General features: G+C 63.5%; 7 protein-coding genes and 1 pseudogene. 2 read left to right on the forward strand and 6 right to left on the reverse strand.

The genetic code is table 11. The features are described 5' to 3' along the window. Positions 1-11: 11 nt before the first annotated feature. Positions 12-695, forward strand: a complete 684-nt coding sequence (locus VG561_RS08320) for a hypothetical protein (protein ID WP_032956036.1) — start codon at positions 12-14, stop codon at positions 693-695. A gap of 155 nt (positions 696-850) precedes the next feature. On the opposite strand, the gene VG561_RS08325 is transcribed toward VG561_RS08320, so the two are convergent. From VG561_RS08325 to VG561_RS08345, 5 genes are all read right to left on the reverse strand, one after another. Beyond that, positions 851-1357, reverse strand: a complete 507-nt coding sequence (locus VG561_RS08325; protein WP_041863781.1) for a hypothetical protein — start codon at positions 1355-1357, stop codon at positions 851-853. After that, positions 1354-2370, reverse strand: a complete 1017-nt coding sequence (locus tag VG561_RS08330) for an RHS repeat-associated core domain-containing protein (protein ID WP_423179527.1) — start codon at positions 2368-2370, stop codon at positions 1354-1356. Before VG561_RS08330 ends, VG561_RS08325 begins: the two co-directional genes overlap by 4 nt. 70 nt (positions 2371-2440) lie before the next feature. Further along, complete coding sequence (locus VG561_RS08335) at positions 2441-7612, reverse strand: RHS repeat protein (RefSeq protein ID WP_423179528.1); 5172 nt, start codon at positions 7610-7612, stop codon at positions 2441-2443. A gap of 183 nt (positions 7613-7795) precedes the next feature. After that, the gene (locus VG561_RS08340; protein WP_041863783.1) at positions 7796-8302 is read right to left on the reverse strand and encodes a DUF2867 domain-containing protein; all 507 of its coding nucleotides are present in this window, start codon (positions 8300-8302) and stop codon (positions 7796-7798) included. Further along, positions 8299-8961: a serine/threonine-protein kinase gene (locus VG561_RS08345; protein ID WP_014648307.1), complete on the reverse strand. Its 663-nt coding sequence runs from the start codon at positions 8959-8961 to the stop codon at positions 8299-8301. Before VG561_RS08345 ends, VG561_RS08340 begins: the two co-directional genes overlap by 4 nt. 85 nt (positions 8962-9046) lie before the next feature. Here VG561_RS08345 and VG561_RS08350 point away from each other — a divergent pair, with 85 nt between their 5' ends. Beyond that, entirely contained in the window at positions 9047-11044 is a 1998-nt protein-coding gene (locus tag VG561_RS08350; protein ID WP_046432354.1) for a bifunctional DedA family/phosphatase PAP2 family protein, read from the forward strand. A gap of 118 nt (positions 11045-11162) precedes the next feature. On the opposite strand, the pseudogene VG561_RS08355 reads toward VG561_RS08350, so the two are convergent. Continuing rightward, positions 11163-11272 (reverse strand): annotated as a pseudogene (locus tag VG561_RS08355) (IS110 family transposase); the annotation flags it as partial.

The raw sequence follows: 11272 nt of genomic DNA on the forward strand, positions 1-11272 counted from the left end.
AGGTCCACGCCATGCGCCGTTCCCGCCTGTTGCTGCCTGCCCTGGGGCTTGCGCTGCTGACCGCCTGCCAGGGCCGTTCACCGGAACCGGGCAAGGAGCCACCTGCCGGTGACACGCCCAGCGCAGAGAAGGCCGCCGCCGACGGCAAGCTGCGCTGGAGCGAGGCCGTGGTGTGGGATGGCGACCTCAACGCCTGCCGCCAGGGTGAGAACGCCGCCACGCGTGATTGCCTGCGCGATGCGATGCGCGCCGGCGGCGCCAGCGCCGATGCGATCACCGCCGCCGAACAGCTGTCCACCGGGGGCGAGCTGGCCTACGTGACGGCCTGGCACGAGAACGAAGGCCTGGGCATTGCGACGGTCGAGTATCCGTTCCGCGCCAACACCAACGAGGGCACCCGCCTGGTCGACGCCACCGGCAAGCGCATCGATGTGGATGCCGTGCAGCTGGACGACACCCTGCGTGCCGACCCCGCCGTGCAGGCCCTGCTGAAGGACCACCCGCAGGCCACGCCGTTCGCACCGGCGCAGTCGGCCGGGGCCACGCCGCTGGAGAACGGTGGCGTCCGCCTGCTGTACCGCACGCCGCTGCGCGACTGCCACGCCTGCCCGGATGTGGGCCAGCTGCAGATCGCGTACGACTTCGACGCCAAGCGCAACTTCATTGGCCAGCAGGTGGTGCCGGCGACGCCGTAAGGCATTAAGCGTTAGCGTTAAGCGCCGAGATGCTCTGTGGACCGGGCCATGCCCGGCGACATCGACCGCGCGAAGCATACATATCGGCTTTGCCCTGACCACAAAGCCGAACGACGACCGCAGCAGCAGTTTCTCGCATCTCGCGACAGAGAGAATCAACGGGATCGCTGATAGAAGGAGTCAGTCGTCAGCCGACTTTCAATTACCGATCGAACATAGGCAGCCCGCGCCTTGCGGGACTGCGAGTATTCGGCAAAAATCGTCATTGCTTCGGACCTCATCTCAGTGCCGCCGGTGGTCGTAAATACGAAAAATGAAGGCTCAAGATAACCAACAGTCTCTCGCATAAACCGCTTGCACTCATCAAGCGGAAAATCTGCGGCGTAGTCCGCCCAATCGATATAGCGCCTCCAGAAAGCAGGCGCCCCCCATTCCCCGCATCTCTCATCAACAAAGAGCTTCAACTCAGAGAGCATGTCGGCGCATGCATCTACAGTTTCATCATCTAAATCCAGCGAAGCAACGCGACCGGGATCAACCGCCTGCCAACAAAAAACCATAAAATCCGCAACAAAGCTCTCTTCACAGCCCTCGAAGAAATTACTCTTGTACCAGGCAAGAGTTTTCGCCACATCAGTCAATTCATCAGAATCAATCATCATCTTACCTTTCCGGCGGCATTAACGCCTGCGTTGACTATCTCACCATTCCGCACATGAACCCAAACCTGCGCCCCTCCCCTCATCGTCTGAGTGTACGTACTGACACCGGCAGAGGCTGCATCTTGCGTCATTAGCCGCGCGGCAACCGCATCCACCCTTAGGTTCGCCGGGTTTGAGCTGACACGCTGGAAAAGACCAACAAATCTCATTTGTGAAGCAACCGTAGTGGGATTCACATGCCCTGCGGCGCTTCTAAATACATGCTCTGCTCGTACCGCAAAATTGAATCGAGCAAGCATTGGAATTGCAGCAGGAACAGAAGCCAGCCCTCCGCCGCCCCGCGAGTACATTGCGGGTATCGCGATATCATGAAAAAGGGCACCGACGTCAAAGATGTTTCCATTCTTTGTCAAATCTCCCGACAAGCCAAGACGCGACTTTATCTCTTGCCAGTTGGAGTTTGATTCTCCGCCAGATGCCACGCTCGGAGATGAGCCAGAGGATGGCGCCCTCGGAATCGCGGAGTCAGATGATGTCGGCCCAGTGGCCGTCGTGTTCCCACCGGTACTCTTACAAGTACCGTCACTATTCGTGATTCTAGAGCCAGTGCAGCGGCCATCTGGATCAACGAAAGTATAGGGGTTCAGTGCCGAATACATGTATCGATTAAATAGGGCTCCGTTGTCCAAGCCCACGTCGACCGGATCTGTCGATAGGAATATCCCGACCAACGGATCGTAGTACCGCTGCTGCATGTACGTCAGACCCGTCGCCGAGTCCGACACATGCCCGGTGAATCCCGGGCGATCCCCCTTCGCATCACCTACGGTCGCACCATAGGGCTCATAAATGGTGCGCTCGACGATCGCGCCGTTGGCATCAGAGATGGCAACCGGGGAACCCAGCGCGTCGGTATGCACATACTGGACGATCTCCTGCGCCGAAACACTCACTGTGCCCAGCAACAGTCCCAACAGAACAGCGACACCAACCAGAATTTTCCTGATCTTCATTTTCAGGTCACAGAGGGTTGGTCAGGTCGCCGTAATCCACAACGCTCTGCGGATACGGGTTGGACCAGGCTCAACAACCGCTGGCATTGCAGGCGCGCACAATCTGTACTTCCGCGCAGTAGACCGCGCCCTGAGCTTCGATTGAGCTCTCCGGACCGGAATACTCGAGCCTTCCGCCGTAGGCCATCATCTCGTAGTTGGTTGCACCCGGCATGCTGGTCCACTTCACCTCGCAGGAGATTTTGGTGGCGCGCCCTTCCTTCCATTGCGACTTGATGGAATGAATGAACTGCGGCGTACCCGGGGGCGGATTGGAAGCGACGACCACCGTGTTGGAGAAGTCACTGCAGCCAGAGATGTTGCATGCCCTTACGCGATAGGCGTAGTTGCCGAACACCAGACCATTGCGCTGCGACTGGGTCGAACCGTCGTTCTGGACCGCCGTCCAGGTTCCGCCATTGACACTCTCATCCAGCAGGTAGCTGGCCGCCATGGCAACGCCCGTCCAATTCAACGTGACACTGCCCGACGAGGTTCCTGCGGGCGCACTCAGGCTGGGCGGTGCCGGTGGCCGGATCACTGAAACAACACTCGTCGCCGAGTACACGCCCCACCCCGCATCGTTGCCGGCCCGGACGCGGTAGGCATAGTTGCCGGTCCCCTTGCCACCGAATGCCTGACTGGTGCTGGCCAGTGAGGCAACCTGTGCCCATGCACCATTGTTGAAGCTCTCCTCCAGTGCATAGCGCAATGCGCCGTCGACGCTGCTCCACGCAATCGTATAGTTGCCATCGAGACTCTGCCCCGGCACGTTGAGCGAAGGTGCCGCTGCAGGCGGATAGATCACCTGGGTCCGGGCAACATCTGATTCAGGACCACAGCCCGCTGGGTTACAGCCAAAGACCCGGTACCCATACGTCCCGGCCGGCTTGCCGGAGACCGCGAGACTGCGCGCCGCGCTCTCCTGCACCGTCTGCCAGGCGCCCGCTCCCACCTGCTCCTGCAGGCGATAGGTTGCCGCGCCCGCCGCTTCCGTCCAAGTAATGCTGTAGCTGCCATTGAATGCCGTTGCGGGCGCGCTTACAGCAGCCTTTGCCGCAGGAGGACGCTGCACCACGACACTGGCCGTCGCCGACCAGCCACTGCAGCTGTCCTGTTGGCAAGCGCGGACAGCATAGCCAAACGTTCCTTCCGCCTTCGCGGACGTGTTCCAGCTACGTTCGGCGCCGTTGTAGATCGTGGCCCAAGCTCCGCCAGCTGCCTGCTCTCGCAGTTCATAACGGCTGGCGTAAGACACCGCCGTCCACTGCAGTGCATAGGCACCGTTGTTGCTGAACGCGGGCGCGGTCAGGACCGGCGTAACCGGCGCGACGACCTGGATGGCCTGCGCCACCAGGCTGCCATTGAGGTGGATGTACTCGGTATTGCGGCCCTCCCGGGCATTTTCCTGCCGGCGCAGCACACCGTCGTTGCCGTACAGCGATCGAATGGTGGCACCGTCATTGGCGCCCGCCGACAGGATGCGCCGGCCATGTGCGTCGTATCGGTATCGCTCCGCGCTGGCCACACTGCGCAGGCGATTGCCGAAGTCGAAGCTGTAGCCGACGCCGTTGCGGCTGGAGAGGTTGCCCTGTGCGTCGTAGCTCAAGCCCAGAGTGGTGGCGCCTCCACTGTTCTGTACGTTGGTAAGCCGGTTATGGGTGTCGTACCAATAGACGTGATCCTTGACACCGGTCAGCGCGGCCGAACGCAGGTTGTCCACAGCATCGTAGGTGTAGCGGTACACGCCATCTCCGCCAAACGAAGGCGAGGTGGCCTGAATCAGACGATCCAGTCCGTCGTAGGCCATGGTGCGCGTGCGCTGCCCGTCCAGATTGTCGACGATACGCGCGACGTTGCCATTGGCGTCGTACTCATAGGTCGTGTCCAGCGCTCCGGCACTGTCGACCACCCGGGTAGGCAACTGGCGCTGGTTCTGCGCCATCGTGTGCACGATGCCATTGCCATAGGTGAATTGCTTCATGCCCCCATTGGCGTAGTAAGTCACCCCTGAGGCGTAGCCTCCCGCCTTGGTCGGCTGGCCCAGCGCGTTGGGCGCATAGTCAACGAAGCGCCCACTCGGATAGGTCAGGCCTGAAAGTGCGCCATTGGCGTTGTAGGCATATCCCAGCGACTGGATGCCGAGGGTACTGTCACTGGAGGTTTCGGCCGTCAACAACCCACGCTTGTTGTAGGTATAGGTGTTGATCGCCTGCGTCGTCCCCGCATCGTTTGCCGTGGTCACCGTGGCCGGCTTGCCGTCCCTTGTATACGTCCAGCCCTGGTTGCCATTCCCATCCGGGAACGCAAGTGTCGACAGCCGATTGCGCGCATCGTAGCCACGAACGATCCTGCGGGCCGCAACCGGTCCAGCATCAGCGTCGCATGCCGTGGTGCTGGAAAGGTCCAGGCCAGCTGCGCTCCAGGCAAGATTGCCCGCTGCGTCGTAACCCATCAGCGTTGCGCCGGTCTCCGGCTCCACACTCTTGCAGAGCTGCTGATGACCGTCATACACATAATTGCGGGCAATCCGGGCGCTGCCGTCCTGGTTGCGGCGCACGATCGAGCGCGGCTTGCCGAAGATGTCGCGATCGATATCGGTGAACGCGCCCGCCGGGTGAATGATCGACACCGGGGATTCCGTCGACGGCGCACCGAACGCCTGGAAAGTGGTCAGCGTCGTATTGCCCTTGGGGTCGACCACTTTCAAGCCGCCACCCGCCAGATAACTGGTCAGCGATGTCAGCAGACCGGCCTCGCTGTCGACGGACACCGAGGTCTGTCGCCCCAGCGCGTCGTAGCCGGTCCATGTACCTGTACTCAGCACAGCAGACTCGCCAGGGTGCGAGGCGAACACCTGCCGACCCGCTTCGTCGTAGGCAAACCTCTGGTAGCGCTGGGTCACGCCACGCGAGGACTCGTCATATTCCTCAGTCAGCAGCGGACGCCAGAAGGCATCGAAATAGACGTTGCGCCGCGCGTTTCCGGTTGCGACGGTCTGCCGCCAATGACCCGCTCCGATACCGTACTCGTCGCCGTTGATGGCGGTGAAACTCTGTGTCGTACGTGCCCAAGCCACACTGTCGCCCGCCGGCCAGTCGATGGTGGCCATGCGTCCCATTGCGTCATAGCCGTACTGGGTGGTTGCACCGTTCTCATCGGTAACGCTGCTGACCCAGCCATTGTCGTCCACCACCGCCGACTGCACAGCGCCGTCGGCAAACTGGATCTGCTGTGGCGTGCCGCGCTTCCAGCCGGAAAGCGTAGTGCGATTGCCACGACCGTCATCCACCATGGCCACGGTTCCGTCAGGGTTGTAGCCCAGTACCTGCTTCAACAACCCGTACGAACGCACTTCCGTGGGGCGCATCAGGCCATCGAACGTCGTCTGCTCGACCACCACGCCGGTATTCTCGTTGGTGACCTTCGCAGTCGCGCCCAGAATCCATCTACTTCGGTCGTCCGCATACTGAGTGGCATCGGTGCGGCTGCCCAAAGGACTGGCGCTATTGACACGCAACGGGCGAGCCAGATCATCGAACAACAATATGCTGGTCTGGTAGGTCACGCCATCCTGCTGGATGGCCTCGGCCACGACCGGCCGCACCTGAGCTGTGCTCGGCTCGTCGCCACTGTAGATCATCCCGTGAAGCGGGGCGAATGGCTGTGATTTCACTTCGTCTTCGGTCATGTAGACCGAGGTGCTGCTCTTGACCACATTCCCGGCCGCGTCAATGACGCTGCTACCCAGCAGCCGCCCTTCATTCAGCGCGTACTGCGAGCCATAGCGGTAGGCCGTGCGGGTTCCGTCGGGATTTGAGATCGTGACCTGCTTTTCCTTCTTGCAGGTCGTGCAGGGGTAGATGGCTGCACCGCCCACGCCGCCCCAGAGCGGCTCGTAGCCGCTGCCATAGTCATAGCTCCACTGCAGCACCTTCGGCAGGCCCGGTCCCCAGATCTTCTTGGCTCTCAGCGAGACTACGTCGTAGAAAAACGGGGTGACGATTTCGTAGTAGTACGCCGACTGTGCGATCCGGCGGATGCACTCGCTGGCATGGACGCCACTGCGGTACTGGCGACCATTCGAAAACTGGAACTCACCCATCGCACCGGACGGATGCTTGATGGTCATGACCAGCGTACCGTCACGCTCCGGCGGCTGCTCCTGACAGGTCTCGTTGCTGTTGCCGTCCCAGTTCACCTTCTCCCAGGCGCGCAGCGCGCTGGAGTAGGCGTAGGACCAAGTGCTTCCATCGGGCTGGGTAACTGCGGTGAGGCGGTTCTGGCCTTCGACCTGACCGTAGCCATAGTTCCAGGTACGGCCCGCGGCAGTCACCGACACCAGAAGCGTGCCGTTGTAGGCCAGCGTGATCTCGCGGCCATCGCTGGACCAGATCCGGGTCGGGTGACCGTTGCCGTTGTACTCGTACTGTACCCAGTTGCCCGACCGGTCCTCTACACGGCTGGCCATGAGGTAGATGCGCGTGCGAGCGATCTTGGTCCTGTCTCCTTCGCCGCCCGAGCGCTCCAGCGTGCCGCCAAAGCGCGTGAACGCGGTATCGAAGAAGTACGACTCGCCCGAGGTGGTCCTGACCCGATAGCCCTCGCCAGCCAGACCCGACTTCATTGGAATACAGTCGATGGCATCGCGATGCGAGGTGCTCCACTTGCGTGCAACGCCGTCTGTCGGCATCGGCGTGTTGTTCCAGGCCCCCAACATGGTGCGATCACCACCACCCGGGACATGGATCATGTTGCCCTGCCAGACTTCGTTGAGCCGGAAGGAAATGGGCCACTGAGGCACCATGTCGCCACTGCAACGATTGTTCAGCCAGGCGCTCGCGCCGGGGAACATGCCGGTGATGTACGGCGTGTCGACCTCCCAGCCGCCCACACCATCGAGACTGGCGTTGAAGCTGCCACTCCCGACCAGGTCCATCTCGACACTGAACCGGCGCCGCATCTGCACCGGCAGGGCGTTGTTGCCTGGCAGGCTGACGTCGGTGACGGCAAACTCAGTCTTGCCGTTGTAGAGGCTGACGCTCTCGCCGAAAAGATCATCCTTCAGCGCCGTCAGGTTCTGGGCGGACTCAATGAGCTTGCGGTATTCCTGGTAGGGCTCGACTGCCGAGACCGAACCTGCGACCACGCACAGCGTCAGCGCCGTAGCAACACGGCACTGCCAAGCAGCAACTCGCTTCACAATTTTCCCCTCGCGTCCGCATGCGTAGCCGCGCCAGGACGGCGCGACGTTGCTTCCATGCGACTCTCTCGTTCCTGATTCTAGGCGAGCGCTGCGAACAGATGGAAGGGGTCGTCAACGGCAATCATCTGGCACTTGCACGCGACCATTGAATTGCTTAATGCACCCACGCATGGCGTGGATCTACCGGTACGCCTGCACCTGCTTCCTCAGCAGATGCGGCACGATCAGCCGATGCACCGGGGCGACCGGCAGCATGTACACACGCCCGAACGCGTTGTGCGTATGCACCACCGTCGCCACTTCCAGCACATCGCCCTGCCACTGCAGGGCCAGCTGCACACGCAGGTGGCGGTCGTCGTCTTCCAGCACGATGGCATCGTCATCCAGCGACTGCAGGGTGAAGATGCCCAGCCGTTGCCCCGGACGCGGCTGCGCGATGTCCTGCACCGCGCGCAACGAGCCCAGGTGCTTCATGCCGAGCAGGCGCATGCCGCGATTGCGCAGCGCCATCAGCCCATCGAACCAGCCGGGAATAGTCGCCGCCATGTCGCGATAGGCCTGCAAGGCCGAGCGCCCATCGCGACGGGTCGTCGCCTGGCAGGCGTGCACGAAGTCGGCGCCAGCCAGCTGTGGGCGCAGGATGCTGCCTGCACTCGGCGGGCCGGTCACCACCTGCGTACGGCTCACGGCTTCGGCCCCTGCCCCTCGTTGTCTTCCCAATGCAGGATGCGGCGGGTGACGAAGCGGTAGACCGGCTTGCCGGTGGCGAACCACAGCTCGCGCACCCAGGAGGTGCGCTTGAGCACCCGCTTTTCCACCGGGGTGAGCGACTCGCGGCAGTACATGCGCTTGTGCTTGAGCAGGTGGCGCAGGTCCTCACGGGCCAGCAGGCGCATCCAGCGCGAGCGCGGGTTGCCGATCACCGCCAGCTGGAAGTCGATCAGCGCCGGGCGGCCATCGTCGGTGACCAGCCAGTTGGCTTCCTTGGCCAGATCGTTGTGGGCCACGCCATTGCGATGCAGCTGCTGCAGCAGACGACGCGCGGCGCGGAACCAGGCCAGGTCACCGCGAGGCGGACGCTGGTACATGGCGTCGCCGGCCATGAAGCTGCGGTCGAGATGACGTCCATCCCACGCCAGCAGCTGCGGCACATCGGCCATGCCGTGGATGTGGCGCAGTGCGCGTGCTTCACGGCGGGCCAGCCACCAGGCCGGCAGCCGCAACCACAGTGGTGTGGCGCCCAGATCACGGCGTACAAAGGAGCCGGCCGGCCCTTCCACAAGGAGGATGCGACCGAAGCTGTCGGCCTTCAGGGCGTGCGAGGGCGTGTCTGACGAATGCGGCATGTGCCCATTCTAGGCGATGGCGCCCGTTGCAAACGGTCACCAAGCGGCTGGGAACCAGTCACCTTCACGCCCCTATAATCGGGCAATGGACTCTTCATGGATCGACGCCACCCTCGCGTGGATTGCCGCTCACCCCGTGCTGGCGGGTGCCGTTATCTTCCTCATCGCCTTCTGCGATGCGGTGATCATTCTCGGCGCCATCGTGCCGGCCCTGCCGCTGCTGTTCGCGGTGGGCGTGTTCATCGGGCTGGGCCAGATCTCCGGGCCGTATGCGGTGGCGGCAGCCGCACTGGGCGCATTCGCCGGTGATGGCATCAGTTACTGGATCGGGCGGCGCTGGGGTGACCGCCTGCGTGGCGTGTGGCCCTTCAGCCGTTACCCGCAGCTGCTCGACCGCGGCGAAAACCTGTTCCGCCGCAATGCCTTCAAGAGCATCCTGGTAGCACGCTACGTGGGCGCGATCCGGCCGTTCGTGCCGGCCATCGCCGGCATGATGAAAATGCCGGCCAGCCGCTACATGCAGGCCAGTGGCATCGCCAGCATTTCGTGGGCGGTGCTGTTCCTGGCACCGGGCTGGGTGCTCGGCGAGGCCTACGACGCGGTGGCCGCCGTCGCAGGGCGCTTGGTGGTGGTGGTCGGCCTGCTGGCAGTGATCCTCGGCCTGGTCTGGGCCATCGTGCTGTACGGCTACCGCTGGTCGGCCGCGCGCATGGACAACTGGCTGGCGCGGCTGCTGGACTGGTCCAACCGACACCCGACGCTGGGCCGCTACACCGTCGGTGTGCTGGACCCGAAGCGCCGCGAGTCGGTGCCGCTGGCGATGCTGGCGCTGATGCTGCTGGTGCTGGGCTGGGGCTGGTTCGCGCTGCTGACCGTGGTGGTCGCCCATGGCGAGCCGCTGGCGATCGACCTGCTGGTGCACCAGGCCATGCTGGCGCTGCGCAATCCGCTGGCCGATTACCCGATGGCCGCGCTGGCATCGCTGGGCGCCTGGCAGGTGTTGTTGCCGGCCACCGCTGCAGCGATGGGCTACCTGATCTGGCGCCGCCGCTGGATGGCAGCCGCGCACTGGTTGGCCGCGCTTGCCTTCGGCCTGGCGTTGACCATGCTGCTCGGCGCAACGGTGGATGTGGTGCGACCGGTCGATGCCAGCAGTGGCTTTGGCTTCCCGTCGGTGTCGGTGACCATGGCCACCATCACCTTCGGCTTCTTCGCGGTGCTGATCGCCCGCGAGATGCCTGGCCGCACCCGTGTCTGGCCGTACCTGGTGTCGGGCATCGTGGTCAGCCTGATCGGCTTCTCGCGCCTGTACCTGGGCGCGCACTGGCTGAGCGATGTGATCGGCGGCATGCTGTTCGGTACGTTCTGGCTGCTGGTGCTGGGCATCGCCTACCGCCGCCGCTTCAACCGCTCGTTCTGGGTGAAGCCGGTGGCGTGGCTGTTCTACGGTGTCTTCGCCGTGGCGGCGATGTGGTACGCGCCGCGCCACATTCCGGTGAAGCTGGAACGCTTCGAGCCGACCCTGCCGGCGGCGCAGGCGATGGACATGCAGGCCTGGTGGCAGCACGACTGGGCGACACTGCCGGCGCGCCGCAACGAGTTCGACGACGACCAGCGCTGGCCGCTGGACGTGCAGGTGGCGGGCCCGCTGGCCCCGCTGCAGGCGCAGCTGGAAGCACGCGGCTGGAAGCGGCAGGAACAGGCCGGCTGGCAGGAGGCGCTGCTGATGCTGGACAAGAACACGGGTGCCGACGAACTGCCGGTGCTGCCAGCCACGCTGGACACGCGCGTGGAAGCGCTGTTGATGGTGCGCCCGGGTACACACCGCGATGAGCGCTATGTACTGCGCCTGTGGCCAGCCCCTGCGCAGTTGCAACCGGGCAATACGCCGCTATGGCTGGGCAGTGCGCAGACCCTGCGCTACGAGCGTCATTTCGAGTGGATCGGCATGTGGCACCCGCTGCGTGGCGTCGACCCGGCGCTCAACGCAGTGAAGGACGCCGTGCAGGACCTGCCGCAGCGCGAGGATGTGCACAGCGAAACCGGGTTGCCGGTGCTGCGGTTGAAGACCACGGCGCCCTGACCGGCACCGGTGCGCGATCACCCACTGAAGAGCCGAGCCCATGCTCGGCCGCTCTTCGCGGGAACCATCAAGCCGAGCATAGGCTCGGCTCTACAGTAAATCAGTAGCAACTGTCTTGTCAGGGGCAGCCGAGGGCCACCTCGGCGTCCCGCTTACGGGCGTTGAGGATCACCAGCATTTTGCGCATGACCGCCACGAGCGCCACCTTGCTCGCTTTGCCCTTGGCCT

It is taken from the genome of Stenotrophomonas sp. CASM110 (assembly GCF_049384345.1).
Classification (GTDB): Bacteria; Pseudomonadota; Gammaproteobacteria; order Xanthomonadales; family Xanthomonadaceae; genus Stenotrophomonas; species Stenotrophomonas muris.

Bases quoted from the DNA above. Each gene is read 5' to 3' on its own strand.
- VG561_RS08320 (WP_032956036.1), top strand. From the start codon at position 12: ATGCGCCGTTCCCGCCTGTTGCTGCCTGCCCTGGGGCTTGCGCTGCTG.
- VG561_RS08325 (WP_041863781.1), bottom strand. From the start codon at position 1,357: ATGATGATTGATTCTGATGAATTGACTGATGTGGCGAAAACTCTTGCC.
- VG561_RS08330 (WP_423179527.1), bottom strand. From the start codon at position 2,370: ATGAAGATCAGGAAAATTCTGGTTGGTGTCGCTGTTCTGTTGGGACTG.
- VG561_RS08345 (WP_014648307.1), bottom strand. From the start codon at position 8,961: ATGCCGCATTCGTCAGACACGCCCTCGCACGCCCTGAAGGCCGACAGC.
- VG561_RS08350 (WP_046432354.1), top strand. From the start codon at position 9,047: ATGGACTCTTCATGGATCGACGCCACCCTCGCGTGGATTGCCGCTCAC.